At 67.3% G+C, this 16,536-nt stretch carries 17 protein-coding genes and 1 pseudogene; 17 read left to right on the top strand and 1 reads right to left on the bottom strand.

Annotation, left to right across the window (positions count from 1 at the left end; all coding sequences use genetic code 11):
* The first annotated feature begins 199 nt into the window (after window positions 1–199).
* Together JX552_RS08315 and JX552_RS08310 are read left to right on the top strand one after the other, a co-directional pair.
* Window positions 200–1,342, top strand: a complete 1,143-nt coding sequence (locus JX552_RS08315) for a PPE family protein (protein WP_205876897.1) — start codon at window positions 200–202, stop codon at window positions 1,340–1,342.
* Window positions 1,343–1,351: 9 nt separating this feature from the next.
* Complete coding sequence (locus JX552_RS08310) at window positions 1,352–2,374, top strand: PPE family protein (RefSeq protein ID WP_205878318.1); 1,023 nt, start codon at window positions 1,352–1,354, stop codon at window positions 2,372–2,374.
* Between the two features lie 5 nt (window positions 2,375–2,379).
* Here the strand turns inward: JX552_RS08310 and JX552_RS08305 are convergent, their stop codons facing one another.
* Window positions 2,380–2,733: a hypothetical protein gene (locus tag JX552_RS08305; protein WP_205876896.1), complete on the bottom strand. Its 354-nt coding sequence runs from the start codon at window positions 2,731–2,733 to the stop codon at window positions 2,380–2,382.
* Between the two features lie 23 nt (window positions 2,734–2,756).
* Between JX552_RS08305 and hisN the strand changes: the two genes are divergently transcribed.
* The 15 genes and pseudogenes from hisN (at window position 2,757) to JX552_RS08230 (ending at window position 16,532) form a co-directional block, all read left to right on the top strand.
* Window positions 2,757–3,545 (top strand): histidinol-phosphatase, encoded by a 789-nt coding sequence (hisN, locus tag JX552_RS08300; protein ID WP_205876895.1) that lies wholly within the window; start codon window positions 2,757–2,759, stop codon window positions 3,543–3,545.
* A 75-nt stretch (window positions 3,546–3,620) separates the two neighbouring features.
* Window positions 3,621–5,012, top strand: a complete 1,392-nt coding sequence (locus JX552_RS08295; protein ID WP_205876894.1) for an acyl-CoA dehydrogenase family protein — start codon at window positions 3,621–3,623, stop codon at window positions 5,010–5,012.
* Between the two features lie 49 nt (window positions 5,013–5,061).
* Window positions 5,062–6,264, top strand: coding sequence for an acyl-CoA dehydrogenase family protein (locus JX552_RS08290; RefSeq protein WP_205876893.1), 1,203 nt, complete (start codon window positions 5,062–5,064; stop codon window positions 6,262–6,264).
* 55 nt (window positions 6,265–6,319) lie between these two features.
* A pseudogene (locus JX552_RS08285) lies at window positions 6,320–6,930 on the top strand (zinc-binding dehydrogenase); the annotation flags it as partial.
* A 21-nt stretch (window positions 6,931–6,951) separates the two neighbouring features.
* Complete coding sequence (locus JX552_RS08280) at window positions 6,952–7,920, top strand: NADPH:quinone oxidoreductase family protein (protein WP_205876892.1); 969 nt, start codon at window positions 6,952–6,954, stop codon at window positions 7,918–7,920.
* 142 nt (window positions 7,921–8,062) lie between these two features.
* Window positions 8,063–9,154: a homogentisate 1,2-dioxygenase gene (locus tag JX552_RS08275; protein ID WP_205876891.1), complete on the top strand. Its 1,092-nt coding sequence runs from the start codon at window positions 8,063–8,065 to the stop codon at window positions 9,152–9,154.
* Window positions 9,154–10,329, top strand: a complete 1,176-nt coding sequence (locus JX552_RS08270; protein ID WP_205876890.1) for an alpha/beta hydrolase — start codon at window positions 9,154–9,156, stop codon at window positions 10,327–10,329. Before JX552_RS08275 ends, JX552_RS08270 begins: the two co-directional genes overlap by 1 nt.
* On the top strand, window positions 10,326–11,525 hold the full coding sequence (locus JX552_RS08265) for a CaiB/BaiF CoA transferase family protein (protein ID WP_205876889.1): 1,200 nt from the start codon (window positions 10,326–10,328) through the stop codon (window positions 11,523–11,525). Before JX552_RS08270 ends, JX552_RS08265 begins: the two co-directional genes overlap by 4 nt.
* Window positions 11,522–12,418, top strand: a complete 897-nt coding sequence (locus JX552_RS08260) for a hydroxymethylglutaryl-CoA lyase (protein ID WP_205876888.1) — start codon at window positions 11,522–11,524, stop codon at window positions 12,416–12,418. Before JX552_RS08265 ends, JX552_RS08260 begins: the two co-directional genes overlap by 4 nt.
* On the top strand, window positions 12,418–13,029 hold the full coding sequence (locus JX552_RS08255; protein ID WP_205876887.1) for a TetR/AcrR family transcriptional regulator: 612 nt from the start codon (window positions 12,418–12,420) through the stop codon (window positions 13,027–13,029). The genes JX552_RS08260 and JX552_RS08255 overlap by 1 nt, the downstream gene beginning before the upstream one ends.
* Window positions 13,030–13,050: 21 nt before the next feature.
* Window positions 13,051–14,289 (top strand): acyl-CoA dehydrogenase family protein, encoded by a 1,239-nt coding sequence (locus JX552_RS08250; RefSeq protein WP_205876886.1) that lies wholly within the window; start codon window positions 13,051–13,053, stop codon window positions 14,287–14,289.
* The gene (locus JX552_RS08245; protein ID WP_431195935.1) at window positions 14,286–15,245 is read left to right on the top strand and encodes a phosphotransferase family protein; all 960 of its coding nucleotides are present in this window, start codon (window positions 14,286–14,288) and stop codon (window positions 15,243–15,245) included. The genes JX552_RS08250 and JX552_RS08245 overlap by 4 nt, the downstream gene beginning before the upstream one ends.
* Entirely contained in the window at window positions 15,242–15,586 is a 345-nt protein-coding gene (locus JX552_RS08240) for a DUF6285 domain-containing protein (protein WP_241010963.1), read from the top strand. Before JX552_RS08245 ends, JX552_RS08240 begins: the two co-directional genes overlap by 4 nt.
* Complete coding sequence (locus JX552_RS08235) at window positions 15,583–15,993, top strand: nuclear transport factor 2 family protein (RefSeq protein WP_205876884.1); 411 nt, start codon at window positions 15,583–15,585, stop codon at window positions 15,991–15,993. Before JX552_RS08240 ends, JX552_RS08235 begins: the two co-directional genes overlap by 4 nt.
* Entirely contained in the window at window positions 15,990–16,532 is a 543-nt protein-coding gene (locus JX552_RS08230) for a YceI family protein (RefSeq protein ID WP_205876883.1), read from the top strand. The genes JX552_RS08235 and JX552_RS08230 overlap by 4 nt, the downstream gene beginning before the upstream one ends.
* The last annotated feature ends 4 nt before the right edge of the window (window positions 16,533–16,536 follow it).

Here is a 16,536-nt window from a genome sequence, read left to right as displayed (position 1 = left end):
CATGAGAAATTTGCCGAATCCGCCGTCGTCGGGCGACCCGCCTTGGCAGGTTTAGGGCAGCTTCCGGACACGCCGCCGGCGGAGGTTGCCCGACATGATCTGCATGCACGCAACGCCAAACACCTGAGTGAATCAAAGCCTGTTCTGCCCGGCGCTGCCCTGGTAGTTCATCCGTACGAGAGCAAGGAGAAGTGACACAATGGATTACGCCTTTCTTCCGCCGGAGATCACCTCGACGAGGATGTATACCGGCCCCGGGTCGGCATCTTTCTTGACCGCCGCGGGCAGCTGGGACGCCCTGGCCGCCGAGTTGGCCACCACGGCAGCGGGTTACCAGGCCGTACTGACCGGGCTGGCCAGCTGGCAGTGGATCGGTCCGGCGTCGCGGGCCATGACGGCCGCCGCCGCCCACTACGCCGCCTGGCTGCAGACCACCGCCGAACAGACGAAGCAGACGGCTATGCAGGCGCGAGCCGCTGCCGCCGCCTTCGAGCAAGCCTACGCGATGACGATCCCGCCGCCGGCAGTGGACGCGAATCGCAGTCAACTCACATCGTTGATCGCGACGAATCTATTGGGCCAGAACACGGCGGCGATCGCGGCCACCGAAGCGCAGTACGCCGATTACTGGTCCCAGGACGCCGCCGCCATGTACGGCTACGCCTCGTCGTCGCAGGCGGCGACACAGCTACTGCCGCCGTTCGCCTCCCCCGCCGCGACTTCCGACCAGATGGGAGTGGCCGCTCAGCAGGCCGCGGTCAGCCAAGCCGCCGCCAGCGCGGCCGCCTCAGATCCGGTGTCGCAGTTGATCGATGCGGCAACGCAGGCACTGCAGTCGCTGGCCGGCCCCGGGTCGATCATTCCGGACGACTTGACCGTGTTGGACATCATCGCGGCGGTCGGTACATCGATCAACTCCACGTACTACTTGGAGGCGTTCGCCGCCGGGGTGATCGGCGCGGAAAACAATCTTGGTGTGCTCCCGAAGGCAGGCGCGGCGCTGGCCGCCGACGTCGCCCCGGCAGCCCCGGCAGCCCCGGCAGCCAGCGTGGCACCGGTGGGAACCGGCGCGGGTCTGGGCAGCGTCACCGCGACGCTCAGCCGGGCCGGCACGATCGGGCAGATGTCGGTGCCGGCGAGCTGGGCCGCGCCGTCGACCAGCCGGTTTTCGGCTCTGGAGCCCGCCGGGTTCACCGTCATTCCCGGCACGGAGGACACGGTCGTGTCCGGCTACCCCGGCTACCCCGGACTTCCGGCCGGCGCAACAGGGCGAGGTGCGGGCGCCCCGCCGCGCTACGGCGCCCGGCTCACCGTGATGGCACGCCCGCCGGCCGCTGGATGACGTTGGATGATCGGATTCGCTTTCCTGCCGCCGGAGGTGAACTCCGGCCGGATGTACAGCGGCCCTGGATCGGGGTCGCTGTTGGCGGCCGCGGAGAGTTGGGACGCGCTGACCGCCGAACTGGACACCGCGGCCCAAACCTGTCACGCGGTGCTTTCCACCCTCACCGCGTTGCACTGGCACGGGCCGGCGTCGGCGGCGATGACCGCGGCCGCCGCCCCCTACCTCGGCTGGCTGCAGAGCACTGCGGACCAGACACGACAGACGGCCCTGCAAGCCAGGGCCGCGGCGGCCGCTTACGAGCTGGCGCATGCGATGACGGTGCCCCCACCGGCCGTCGCGGCCAACCGTGTACAGCTCGCCGTGCTGATCGCCACCAACTTCTTCGGCCAGAACACCGCGGCGATCGCCGCCACCGAAGCGCAATACACCGAATACTGGGCGCAGGACGCCGCCGCGATGTACGGCTACGCGGCCAGTTCCGCCGCGGCATCGGAGCTCACCCCGTTCACCTCGCCACGCTCAACAGCCGCCGCCGACCCGTCGCTGCGGGCGCTGTATACCGCGCTCGACCCGTCGTCGCTGTTCTATCTCGATGTCACTGTGTTCGACGAGATCCGGGTCGTCGGTACCGCGATCGGCTGCACCGCCAAAATCGATCTGACCGCTTGCGGAGTGATCGGAGCCGAGAACAACCTGGGCGTATTGCCGGCCGTGGGAACGACCGCCGCAGCTTCGGCGCCCCAGGTGAGCGCGTCGGCGGCACGGGGTGGCGCCGCGCTAGGTCAGGTGACCGCGACGCTGTCGCGAGCCGGCCGGATAGGCTCAATGTCGGTGCCGATCAGCTGGGCCGGTGCGCCCACGACGCCGTTGCGAGGCGCGCTGCCCAGCTTCGCCGTGACCGCTGAACCAGCCGGGAACGGGCTGGGCGTGCCAGGGGTGCCGGGTATGAGGGTCTCGCGGCCCTCGATCGTCGTGCCGCGGTACGGACGGCGGCTGAAGGTGATGTGGCCGTCACCCGCGGTCGGTTGACGCCCTTAGTCGAGCGGGTCGGGTGCCGCGGGTGGCTCGGCCGGCGCGAAGTTCCAGTTGTCCGGATTGTTCGGGGAATACACCACCGGGAGCTGTTGGCCGGTGACCGGCCACTGGTCGACGTCGACGACCATGCGCCGGTACACCGCGTGCTCGTTGACGGTGGGCCCGTTGATGACGCCGGAGATGGTGGCGAACTGCTCGCCCTGGATGGTGATGTCATCCGGGCGCGGACTGACGCCGGTCACCAGCAGCGTGCCGCTGGCCAGCGCGCCGCGCGGGCCGGGTCGGATGAACCGCGGTGCCAGAAACACCAGCAGCACCGCGACCAGGAGAAGCAGCACCATGAATTCCCACATCCCGCCATGGTAGGACTGCTGGGATGGAGCAGACCGATCTGGAGTTCGCGCTGGGGCTGGCCGACCAGGCGGACGAGGTGACCCGCGCTCGGTTCGGTGCACTCGACCTGCGCGTCGACACCAAACCCGATCTGACTCCGGTGACCGACGCGGATCAGGCGGTTGAATCGCAGCTGCGCAAGGCGATCGCGGGCGGGCGGCCCGGCGACGATGTGCTGGGCGAGGAGTTCGGCGGCACCACCAGCTGGCACGGACGGCAGTGGATCATCGATCCGATCGACGGCACCAAGAACTTTGTTCGCGGAGTCCCGGTGTGGGCCAGTCTGATCGCGCTGCTCGAGGACGGCGTCCCGGTGCTGGGGGTGGTGAGCGCGCCGGCCCTGCACCGACGGTGGTGGGCGGCGCGAGGGCAGGGCGCGTTCACGTCGGTGGCCGGTGCACCACCGCGGCGGTTGTCGGTTTCTGCTGTGGCACAACTAGATTCGGCGAGCCTGTCGTTCTCCAGCTTGACCGGCTGGGCGGACATCGGGTTGCGCGGGCACTTCATCGATCTGACCGACACCGTCTGGCGGGTGCGTGCCTACGGCGACTTTCTGTCCTACTGCCTGCTCGCCGAGGGCGCGGTGGACATCGCCGCCGAACCCGAGGTTTCGGTCTGGGATCTCGCCGCGCTCGACATCCTGGTGCACGAGGCGGGCGGGCGGTTCACCGGCCTGGACGGCACCGCTGGTCCGCACGGCGGCAGCGCGGTGGCGACCAACGGACTACTCCATGACGAGGTGCTGGACCGGCTGCGCCCTGCTGTGAACTAGCTAACACGTGCCATCTATCTTACTCCGGAGTAAGATACGGTTATTCGCATCGCCCCAACAACAGAGGCTGCTGATATGACCGACACCCTTCCCGCTTCCGGCGCCCACTCCAAGAAGCGGCGTGACCCTCAGACCACCATCGGGATGAAGCCACACAAGCGCACCGGCGTCGACATCGCCATTGCATTGCTGACGCCGCTTGTCGGCCAGGACTTCCTGGACAAGTACAAACTGCGCGACCCGCTCAACCGCACGCTGCGCTACGGCACCAAGCAGGTGTTCTCCACCACCGCCGCCGCCGGCCGGCAGTTCAAGCGAGTGCAGAGCCTGCGCGGCACGCCCACCCGGCTGAAGTCGAGCGGCAAGAACTACTTCGACCTCACGCCCGACGAGGACCAGAAGCTGATCGTCGAAACCGTCGGGGAATTCGCCGCGGAGATCCTGCGTCCGGCCGCCCACGACGCCGACGAGGCCGTGACCTACCCGCCCGGCCTGATCGCCAAGGCGGCCGAGTTGGGCATCACCGCGATCAACATCCCCGAAGACTTCGACGGGATCGCCGAGCACCGCTCCGCGGTGACCAACGTGCTGGTGGCCGAGGCGCTGGCGTACGGCGACATGGGCCAAGCGCTGCCCATCCTGGCGCCCGGCGGCGTGGCGGCCGCGCTGACCCACTGGGGCAGTGCCGATCAGCAAGCCACCTACCTGCGCGAGTTTGCCGGCGAGAGTGTCCCGCAGGCGTGCGTGGCGATCGCCGAACCGCACCCGCTGTTCGACCCGACCCGGCTGCGGACCACCGCAGTGCGCACCCCGTCCGGCTACCGCCTCGACGGCGTGAAGTCGCTGGTGCCCGCCGCGGCCGACGCCGAACTGTTCATCGTCGCCGCACAGCTCAACGGCAAGCCGGCGCTGTTCATCGTCGAATCCTCCGCCCAGGGCCTGACCATCAAGGCGGACCCGAGCATGGGGATCCGGGCGGCAGCGCTGGGACAGGTTGAACTGAAGGGTGTTTCGGTGCCCTTGAACGCGCGGCTGGGTGAAGACGAGGCCACCGACCATGACTACTCCGAGGCGATCGCCCTGGCGCGGCTGGGCTGGGCAGCTCTTGCGGTGGGCACCTCGCACGCGGTGCTCGACTACGTCGTCCCCTACGTCAAGGAACGGGAAGCCTTCGGCGAGCCGATCGCCCGTCGCCAGGCCGTCGCGTTCATGTGCGCCAACATCGCCATCGAACTGGACGGTTTGCGGCTGATCACCTGGCGCGGCGCGTCTCGCGCCGAACAGGGTCTGCCGTTCGCCCGAGAGGCCGCGCTGGCCAAGCGATTCGCTTCCGACAAGGGCATGCAGATCGGCCTGGACGGCGTGCAGTTGCTCGGCGGCCACGGATTCACCAAGGAACACCCGGTCGAGCGTTGGTACCGCGACCTGCGGGCCATCGGCGTGGCCGAGGGCGTCTTAGTGATCTAAGAAGTCATCTGATCCGCTACTTCGAAACTTCAACGGCGAAAGATCAATCATGGCAATCAATCTCGAGTTACCCGGCAAGCTGCAGGCGGTAGTCACCAAGACCCATCAGGGCGTCGCCGAGTTGGTGCGGCCGATCGCCCGCAAGTACGACCTGAGAGAACACGACTACCCGGTCGAACTCGACACCCTGATCAGCATGTTCGAGGGTGCATCCGAGTCGTACAGTTTCGCGGGCGCCGCCGAGCTGCGCGGCAGCGACAAGAAGGAAGACAACCACAACGGCGCCAACATGGCCGCCCTCGTGCAAACCCTCGAGGCCAGCTGGGGTGACGTGGCGATGATGCTGTCCATCCCCTATCAGGGACTCGGCAACGCCGCCATCTCCGCGGTGGCCACCGAGGAGCAACTCGAGCGCCTGGGCAAGGTGTGGGCGGCCATGGCGATCACCGAGCCGGGCTTCGGCTCGGACTCGGCGGCGGTGTCCACCACGGCGAAGCTGGACGGCGACGAATATGTGATCAACGGCGAAAAGATCTATGTCACAGCCGGTTCGCGTGCCACCCACATCGTGGTGTGGGCCACGCTGGACAAGTCGAAGGGCCGCGCGGCGATCAAATCCTTCATCGTGCCGCGGGAACACCCCGGCGTCACCGTCGAACGGCTGGAACACAAGCTGGGCATTAAGGGCTCCGATACCGCCGCCATTCGCTTCGACAACGCGCGGATCCCGAAGGAGAATCTGCTCGGCAACCCGGAAATCGAAGTCGGCAAAGGCTTCTCGGGTGTGATGGAGACGTTCGACAACACCCGGCCGATCGTCGCTGCGATGGCCGTCGGCATCGGGCGCGCCGCTCTGGAGGAAATCCGCAAGATCCTCACCGACGCCGGCGTCGAGATCGACTACGACCGCCCCGCCCACGTCCAGAGCGCCGCAGCGGCGGAGTTCCTGCGGATGGAATCGGACTGGGAGGCCGCGTACCTGTTGTCGTTGCGCGCGGCATGGCAGGCCGACAACAGCATCCCCAACTCCAAAGAAGCGTCGATGAGCAAGGCCAAGGCCGGCCGGATGGCCAGCGACGTCACCCTCAAAACGGTCGAATTGGCCGGCACCACCGGGTATTCCGAGCAGCTGCTGCTGGAGAAGTGGGGCCGCGACTCCAAGATCCTGGACATCTTCGAAGGCACTCAGCAGATTCAGCAGCTGGTGGTGGCCCGCCGGCTGCTGGGCCTGTCGTCGGCCGAACTCAAGTGAGCTGCCGGGCGAGGTGACCAGCCACCGGCCAGAGCGGCCTATGCGCCGAACGTGAGCTGACGGTTACCAGATCGGCACCGGACATCACGGCGGTTAAGCCGAATACGCGCGCCTGCCCGCTGACCAGGTGGTCGCACTCGGTGCCCTGAGCCCACGCGACGGCGCCGCGATCGGTACGGCGGGCTTCACGGCGGCGATGAGCGTGCAGGCGCTCACCGACTGGGGCATCGCGCCGGGGGACGGGCCCGTCGTGGTCACCAGTGCGTCCGGTGGCGTCGGTACCGTCGGCGTCGACCTGCTGGCCGCCGCCGGCTGTCACGTGGTGGGGTCCACCGGTAAACCTCATGCCAAGGAAATTCTGAAAAACCCTGGCGCCGCGGAGATTATCGGCCGGTTGCCGGCGGATCCGGAGGCCATGCCGCGGCCGCTGGCCAAGACCCGCTGGGCCGCCGGGGTCGACTGCGTCCGCGGGACGACACTGGTCGACGTGCTCAGCGCCGTCGACTACCGCGGCGCGGTCGCCGCCAGCGGGCTCACCGGCGGTGTTGCCCTGCACACCACCGTGATGCCGTTCATCCTGCGCGAGACGTGGTCGGGGTGCTCGACCGGGTGCGCTCCGGGGCGTTCACCGGGCGTGCTGTCGGACGGGTGGCGGGTGGGTTCTGAGCCGGAAGTAGGGTGATCGGCATGCGCGCAGCACGGGTGACCCGGCTTGACGGTCCGGAAGCGATCGAGGTGACGGACATCGACGAACCTACCGGTGACGGTGTGGTGGTCGACGTGCACGCGGCCGGGGTGGCCTTCCCCGATGCGCTGCTCACCCGCGGGCTGTACCAGTACCGGCCCGATCCGCCGTTCACACTGGGGGCGGAGATCGCCGGAGTGGTGCGGTCTGCCCCCGAGGGCGCGCACGTCCAGGCGGGAGACCGGGTGCTGGGTCTGACGATGTTGACCGGCGGCATGGCCGAGGTCGCGCTGCTGGCGCCGGACCGGCTTTTCACGCTGCCCGACAACCTCAGCTTCGAAGCCGGCGCCGGAGTGCTGTTCAACGACTTGACGGTGTACTTCGCGCTGGCCGTCCGCGGCCGGCTGCAGCCCGGGGAGACGGTGCTGGTGCACGGCGCCGCCGGCGGCATCGGCACGTCGGCCTTGCGGCTGGCCCCGGCACTGGGCGCAGCACGGGTGATCGCCGTGGTGAGTTCCGAGGAGAAGGGCCGGATCGCGACGGCCGCCGGTGCCACCGACGTGGTGCTGGCCGACGGGTTCAAGGAAACGGTCAAGGAATTGACCGGCGGTCGCGGCGTGGACATCGTGGTGGACCCCGTCGGCGGCGACCGGTTCACCGATTCACTGCGTTCCCTGGCTCCCGCTGGACGATTGCTGGTCATCGGTTTCACCGGTGGCGAGATCCCGACGGTCAAGGTAAATCGGCTGCTGTTGAACAACATTGACGTGGTCGGCGTTGGGTGGGGCGCGTGGGCCGGCCGCCACCCCGGCGCGCTGCAAGAGCAGTGGGCAGCGCTCGAGGAACTGTTCAACTCGGGCAAGCTCGCTGCTCCGGAACCGGAAGTATTTCCGCTGCAAGAGGCGGCGGCAGCGGTGGCGTCGCTGGAAAACCGAAGCGCCAAGGGCAAAGTCGTGCTGCGGGTGCGCTAGCTCATTTGACCTGATCGGATAGGCGGACCCGGACCCGGACCCGGTGTTGCCGCCGCGCTCGACCGACCCCAGGCTTGCTGAGCGGCGCAACAAAAAGTAATGTTACTTTTACTTTCAGTCGCCCATCCTCCGGAGTCGCTTCATGGAATCGTTCGTCCACCTGCGCAAAGGCAGGACCCCGCGGCGGGTGCACGCCGACCTCGACGGCCTCAAAGACGACGAAATGGGCCGCGGCGGATTCACCGGGCGCACCGCCAACATCTACCGCCGCCACGACCCCACCGCCTACCGTGCGGTCGGTCCGCTGCGCCCGGTCGACGTGCTGGCTGATCAGCTCAAGCCGAGCGATGCCACCGATGCCAACGGCGGGCCGCTACTGATGTTCAGTAACGCCGACTGCCGGGTGTATCTGAGCCGGCGTCACGAGGTGATGCCCTTTTACACCCGCCACGTCGACGGCGACCTGCTGTGCTTTGTGCACAACGGTGCCGGCCTACTGGAAACGGAGTTCGGGCCGTTGCGCTACCGACAGGGTGACTGGATCTACCTCCCGAAAGCCACCACCTGGCGCCAGATCCCCGACGGCGAAACCACTCTGCTGATGATCGAGGCCACCGACGAGTTCCGGGCTCCCCCGGCCGGACCATTGGGACGGCACTTCCCCTTCGATCCGTCGCAGGCGGTCATTCCCGAACCTGAGCCCATCGAGGACGACGGCCGTGCCGAATACGAAGTCCGCCTGGTCCATGAGGGTGGCCCGACAACGCTTTACTATCAGCACAATCCGATCGACGTCGAAGGCTGGCGCGGCGACAACTTCGCGTTCACCTTCAACATTGCCGATTACAACGTCATCACCTCCGACAGCGTGCATCTGCCGCCAACCGTCCATCTGTTCATGCAGGCGACCGGCGTGTACGTGATGAACTTCCTGCCCAAACCGGCGGAAAGCGTGCCGGGCACCGAACGCACGCCGTGGTATCACCGCAACGTCGACTATGACGAGATCGCGTTCTTCCACGGCGGCTCGCTGTACGGCATCCCGATGCCGCCGGGCCTGATATCTCATGCGCCGCAGGGGGTTCACCACGGCGCACCGGAGAAGGCACGCGAACGCGCCCGGCGCAAGTTCGACCAGTATGCCAGCGTCGACTGGCAGGTGATCGCCATCGACACTCGCCGCCGGCTGATACCGTCCGCCGAGGTGCTGGCCCACGACCTGGGCCAGCACTGATGAAACACGACTACGAGCGTATCCCGTATCTCATTGCCTTCCAGAACAATTCCGGCGTCCGCGACGTCTACGGCGGACTGGCCGAGATCACGGTGCTGGAAAGCTATCTGCTCAAGCCGAAAGACCGGCCCTCAGATACCGTGCTGGTTTTCATGCACCCGATCGGCGGCGGCGCCTATCTGCCGATGATCAACGCGCTCGCCCGCGCCGGCCACCATGTCATCTACTGCAACAGCCGATTCCGCGGCACCGACTCCGCGTTGCTGATGGAGAAGGTGGTCGAGGACCTCGGCGAATGCATCAAAGACGCCACGAACCGGTTGGGCTACCGCAAGGTGGTGCTGGCCGGCTGGAGCGGGGGCGGCTCGCTGTCGGTGTTCTACCAGCAGCAGGCGCAACACGCGACCATCACGTCCAGCCCGTCCGGCGACGGCCCCGACCTGACCAAGCTCGACCTTGCGCCCGCCGACGGCATCATGTTGCTCGCCGCGCACATCAGCCGGCACGGCACGCTGACCGAGTGGCTGGATGCGTCGATTCTCGACGAATCCGATCCGACCAGGCGCGACCCCGAACTGGATCTGTACAACCCGGACAACCCGAATCAGCCGCCCTACACCGAAGAGTTCCTCGCCCGCTACCGGCAGGCGCAGATCGACCGCAACCGGCGGATCACTGCGTGGGTCCGCGACAAGCTGGCCGAACTGAAAGCCGACGGTCGACCGGATGACGAGTTCTGTTTCGTCGTGCACGGCACCATGGCCGACCCGCGCTGGCTGGATCCCACCGTCGACCCGAACGAACGCACTCCGGGCACCTGTTACCTGGGCGACCCCCAGGTGGTGAACATGAGCCCGGTCGGCCTGGCGCGGTTCTCGACGCTGCGCGGGTGGCTGTCGCAGTGGAGCTATGACGAGGCCCGGGGCGACGGCGTAGCGTGCGGGAAGGACCTCGCGATCCCGGCCCTGGTGATCGGTAACCTGGGCGACGACGCATGCACACCCAGCCACACCCGTCGGCTCTACGAGGCGATCGGGCACCCGGACAAGGAGATGCACGAAATCCCCGGCGCGACACACTATTACGCAGGACCCGACCAGCGCGACAAGCTGCGGCAGGCGGTCGACGTCATCACCGACTGGCTGACCAGGCACAACTTCGTGGGGGTTGAGTGACGGGCGCTCTGCAGGATATCCGGGTGCTCGAACTCGGCACCCTGATCGCCGGCCCGTTCGTCGGCCGACTGCTCGGAGACATGGGCGCCGACGTCATCAAGGTGGAACCCCCGGGCGCTCCCGATCCGCTGCGGACCTGGGGGCAGGCCGAGGTGGACGGCCATCGCGTCTTCTGGACCGTACACGCCCGCAACAAACGGGCGATCACCCTCGACCTGCGCAAGCCGGCCGGGCGCGCGTTGTTTCTGGAACTCGTCGGGAAGTCCGACATCGTGGTGGAGAACTTCCGGCCCGGCACGTTGGAGAAGTGGAACCTCGGCTACGACGTGCTGAGCGAACGCAATCCGGGCATCATCCTGGTCCGGGTCTCCGGCTACGGACAGACCGGGCCCGACGCACACAAAGCCGGCTATGCGTCGGTCGCCGAAGCGGCCAGCGGACTGCGGCACCTCAACGGCTTCCCCGGCGGACCGCCACCACGGCTCGCGCTGTCGTTGGGCGACACCCTGGCCGGCATGTTCGGCGCCCAGGGCGCACTTGCGGCGCTCTATCGCCGCAGTGTCACCGGACGGGGGCAGGTGGTGGATGTTGCGCTGACCGAATCCTGTTTGGCGGTACAGGAATCCACCATCCCGGACTACGATGTCGGCGGGGTGGTGCGAGGCCCGTCAGGCACCCGGCTGGAGGGCATCGCGCCGTCGAACATCTATCAAAGCGCCGACGGTTCGTGGGTGGTGATCGCCGCCAACCAGGACACCGTGTTCGCCCGGCTGTGCAAGGCGATGGAACGTCCGGAGCTGGTCACCGACGACCGATTCGCCACCCACGGCGCCCGCGGGCGCAACCAGGACGAACTCGACGCGATCATCGGCGCCTGGGCCGCCCGGCGCCAGCCCGGCGAGATCATCGAAACGCTCTCGACCGCAGGCGTGATCGCCGGCCCGATCAACACCGTCGCCGAGGTGGTCAACGACCCACAGCTGCGGGCCCGCGACATGCTGGTGCCGCACCACGACGAACGACTGGACCGCGACGTCCTGGGTCCGGGTATCGTGCCGGTGCTGTCGGAATCCCCGGGCAGCGTGCGCAGTGCCGGTCCCGCCCGTCCTGGCCAACACAACGAGGACGTCTACACCCGACTGCTGGGCAAGACGGGTGAGGAAGTCGCGTCACTGGTCGCCGAGGAGGTCATATGAGCCCCCATGTCGACATCCGCGAGGTAGCGCTGCGCGACGGACTGCAGATCGAGAAGCCGATCCCGTTGTCGGCCAAGCTGGAACTGCTGGCCGCGGTTGCCGCCACCGGGGTGCGCGAAATCGAAGCCACCGCATTCGTGTCGCCGTCGAAGGTGCCGTCGATGGCCGATGCCGCCGAACTGGCCGCCGAACTGCAGCACTACCCGGACATCGACTTCTCCGCGCTGGTGGCCAGCCCGAACGGCGCCAGACGGGCCATCGCCGCGGGGCTGCGGTCGATCGAGTATGTGGTCGCGGCGTCGGACTCCTTCAGCCAGGCCAATGTCGGGCGGTCCAGCTCGCAGGCCACGGAACAGATCGGCGAGATCGTCGCCATTGCGCACGACGCCCAGGCTGCCGTCGAGGTGATCGTCGCCACCGCATGGGACTGCCCGTTCGACGGGCCCACTCCCCCGCAACGGGTGCTCGACATCGCAGTCGCGGCGCGCGAGCAGGGCGCGGACCGGTTCTGCATCGCCGACACCATCGGCACCGCCACCCCCGGTCGAGTCAGGTCGCTTGTTTCCCAATTGCATCCGATCATCGGCGGGCTGCCGCTCGGCGGACACTTCCACAACACCCGGGGCGCCGGACTGGCCAGTGCGTACGCCGCCGTGACGGCCGGCGTCGCCCGGCTGGACGCCTCGGTGGGTGGATTGGGCGGTTGCCCGTTCGCACCGGGGGCGACCGGCAACATCGCCACCGAAGACCTGGTGTATCTGCTGACCGACAGCGGTTTTGAGGTCGACGTGGATCTGCCTGCCGCGATCACCGCCGCGCAGATCGCGAGAGCGGCCGTGGGACATGACCTACCGAGCGCCCTGCTGCGCGCGGGAGACCGGATGCGACCCTGATGCCGGCCGAAGTGCTCAGCGCCAAGGGCCAGCAGACCCGCCAGTCCATCGAACAGGCGGCACGCAAGTTGTTCGCCGAGAGGGGCTTTCACGGCACCACCCTGGCTGACATCACTACGGCGGCGGGCAAATCGTCGGCGGTGTTCTACCGGTATTTCACCGACAAGGAGGATCTGCTGGCCGCGCTGGCGGAGTCGTTCCTGCACGACGTCGTCGAACCCTCCGGGCTGAGGGTCCATCTGCCCGACTCGCCCGAGGACGACGCGTTCTTCACCGCCGTCGTCACCGGCTACTGGAGCATGTTCAAGCAGAACATCGGCATCATGATCGCGGTGGCGCAGCTGGCCGCCACCCAGCAGCGGTTCGCCAAGGTCCAGAACGAGTTCCGGCGGTTCGGCATGGATATCGTGGCCGCCTCGGTGCGCCGCGCGCAGGAACAGGGCTACGGAACCGAGCTCAACCCGGAGCATGCGGCGGCGGCCATCGCGCTGCTCTTCGAGAACTTCACCACCGTGTTCGTCGGGAAGCCGGACCTGGGAGTGACGATCACCGACGACGACGCCATCGCGTTGCTGTCACGAATCTGGAAGAAGACTTTGTACGGCGACTGACAGGACGAAGGAGAGATCAACGTGGATTTCAGCCTCCCCGAACACCTTCCGGGATTGCTGGCGGAGATGGACGACTTCATCGAAGCCGAGATCAAGCCGCTCGAACGCGAGAACATCCAGTATTTCGACCATCGCCGCGAGAACGCCCGCACCGACTGGGACAACGGCGGCATCCCGCGCCGGGAATGGGAAGACCTGCTCGGTGAGATGCGTCGGCGTTCCGACAAGGCAGGCTGGCTGCGGTACGGCCTGCCGTCCCAGTTCGGCGGGCGCGACGGCACCAACATCGACATGGCCGTCATCCGGGAGCACCTAGCGCACAAGGGACTCGGCCTGCACAACGATCTCCAAGACGAGTCGTCGATCGTCGGCAACTTCCCGCAGGTCATCATGATGGACCGGTTCGGCACCGAGGAACAGAAGAAGGAATGGACCGAGGCACTGATCACCGGCGAACGGTCGATGGCGTTCGGGCTGACCGAGCCCAAGCACGGCTCGGATGCCACCTGGCTGGAAACCACCGCCGTCCGCGACGGCGACAACTGGGTGATCAACGGCGCCAAGCGATTCAACACCGGCGTGCACCGCGCCACCCACGACCTGGTGTTCGCCCGCACCTCGGGTGAACCGGGCCAGGGGCGCGGTATCACCGCGTTTCTGGTGCCGTGCGACTCCCCCGGCTTCACCATCCCGTACTACTGGTGGACGTTCAACATGCCCACCGACCATGCCGAGGTGGAACTCGACAACGTCCGGGTGCCCGACGACGCGGTGCTGGGCGAGGTCGACCGCGGACTGGAGGTGGGCCAGACCTTCCTGCACGAGAACAGGATTCGCCAAGCCGCCAGCAGCCTGGGCGCCGCTCAGTACTGCATCGACCGCGCCGTCGCCTACGCCGGCGAACGCCACGTCTTCGGCAAACCGCTCGCGGTGAACCAGGCGGTGCAGTGGCCGTTGGTGGAACTGCAGACCGAGGCGCAGATGGTGCGACTGCTGGTGTATTACGCCGCGACTCAATTGGATCGCAACCACCACATGGAAGTCTCCGACAAGGTCTCGATGGCCAATTACCGGGCCAACCGACTGGTCTGCGATGCCGCCGACCGGGCCATGCAGGTGCTCGGCGGTATCGGTTACAGCCGGCACGAGCAACTCGAGCACATCTACCGCCACCACCGCCGCTACCGGATCACCGAAGGTGCGGAGGAGATTCAGATCCGCCGGGTTGCCCAGCGGCTGTTCAAGTTCGGCAAGAAGTGACACTGTCCGACAGCCTGCTCGCGCTGCTGAGCCCGGTCCTGGGCGATAACGTGGCGATCGACAACCTACGGGTACTCACCGGCGGCGCCAGCCGCACCACGTGGGCCTTCGACGCCGTCACCGGCACCGATCGCCGGGCGCTGATTCTGCGAACCGGGCCACCCGACGACATCCACGCCGGCATGGAACTGGAAGCGCGGGTCCAGACGGCCGCGGCGGTCGCCGGCGCGCCGGTGCCGCACGTGCTGATCGCCGACAATTCGGTTGCGGCACTGGGCAATCCGTTTCTGATCTGCGAGGAGATCAAGGGCGAAACCATCGTCCGGCGCATCTTCCGGCAACTCGACGATCCGGAGCGGTTGCTGCGGCAGTGCGCGCAGGCACTGGCCGCCATCCACCGCGCCGACGCCGGCGATCCCGACCTGGTGCACCAGGATCCCATCCGGCACTCCCGGCAGCAGCTCGACGACATGGGCGACACCACAGCCACTTTCGAGTGGACGCTGCGCTGGCTGACGGCACACCGTCCAACCCCATCGGCCGCGGTGCTGGTGCACGGGGATTTCCGGATGGGCAACGTGATCGTCGACGATTCCGACCTTGCCGCGGTGCTGGATTGGGAGCTGGTGCACGTCGGTGAGCGCTACGAAGACCTGGCCTGGTTCTGTGTGCGCGCCTGGCGGTTCGGCGCACCCGCCAGCCGCGGGGCCGGCGGCCTGGGCAGCATCGAGAACTTCCTGCGCTACTACGAGGAAACGGGGGCGGCGGCCGTCGACCGCGCCGCCTTTCACTGGTGGCTGGTGCTGGCCACGTTGCGCTGGGGTGTCATCTGCCGGTATCAGGCGGAACGTCACCTGAGCGGGCAAACCCGCTCGGTCGAGTTGGCGACGATCGGCCGCCGGGTATGCGAGAACGAATGGGACCTGCTCGATCTACTCAAGGGGGGCACGCCGTGAACCTGCACGGCCGGCCGACCGCGGCCGAGCTCGTCGCCGCCGTCGCCGAGTTCCTGGAGACCGACGTACGCGACGCCACCAGCGGTCAGGTCAACTTTCACGCCCGGGTGGCTGCCAACGCACTGCGCATGGTCGAGCGCGAACTGCAGAACCCAGGCGAACCCGAGGTACGCGCTGCGCTGACAGACCTGGGGTTTCCCGACGAGGCAGCGCTGGCCGCCGCCATCCGGGCCGGCGAACTGGAAGGCCGGGACGACGACGTCGTCGTCTGCCTGCGCACACTGGTGCGTCACCGGCTCGCCGCCGCCCACCCCGGTTACGACAAGGAGCCTCATTCATGACCATCACCGAGCTGGCCGACCAGCTGTTCTCGGCTATCGAAAGCGGTGACCGGGCGACGGTCGAACGGATGTGGAGTCCCGCGATCGCAGTCTGGCGCACCGACGGTCGCCGCGACCCCACCACTTGCGATGACAAGCCACGTGCACTGCGCGTCATCGACTGGTTCATTTCGGAAACCGCCACCCGCGGCTACGAAATCCTGGACCGCCGGGTATTCGAGGACGGATTCGTCCAGCAGCACGTGCTGCATGCGACGGGCCACGGCGGTCAGGGGATCGCCATGCGGGTTTGCATCGTGATCAAGTTGGACACAGAAGGTCTTATCGATCACATTGACGAGTACTTCAACCCCGCCGACCTCGCTCCCCTACTTTCCTCCGACACGATTAGGCGGGATCCACGATGACCACGCTGGAAACGCTGCTCAGCGACTCGGAAGCGGTCGGGACCTGGGCTCTGGTACCCGACCGCTCCTCGATCACCTTCAAGATCCGAAATATGTGGGGCCTGATGCCCGTCAAAGGCGCGTTCACCGGGTTCAGCGGCGAGGGCCGGCTGTCCGAGACGGGTTCGGTATCGGGGCGGATCGACATTGACGTCGCCTCGCTGGACACCGGGATCGCGCGGCGCGACAAGCACCTGCGGTCGCCTGACTTCTTCGACGCCGAACGTTTCGGCCGGATCACCGTCGTGGTCAACGCCCTGCACCCGGCCACCGGAAAGGCAGCCGACCTGCACACCCACTTCACCATCAAGGGCATCACCGAACCGGTGCCGCTGCCAGTGACGATCACCGAACTCGACGACGGTTCGATACGAATTTCGGGGCAGACGCAGATCGACCGATCCCGCTTCGACCTGGGCTGGAACAAACTCGGCGTGATGTCCACCGAGGTGACGGTATCTTCTGACGCCGTCTTCGTGCAGTCGCCTCCGAGCGCGTGAATTA

The organism is Mycobacterium gordonae, from assembly GCF_017086405.1.
Taxonomy (GTDB): Bacteria; Actinomycetota; Actinomycetes; order Mycobacteriales; family Mycobacteriaceae; genus Mycobacterium; species Mycobacterium gordonae_D.
The sequence above is the reverse complement of the archived record's forward strand: the minus strand, read 5'-3'. Positions and strand labels throughout refer to the sequence as shown.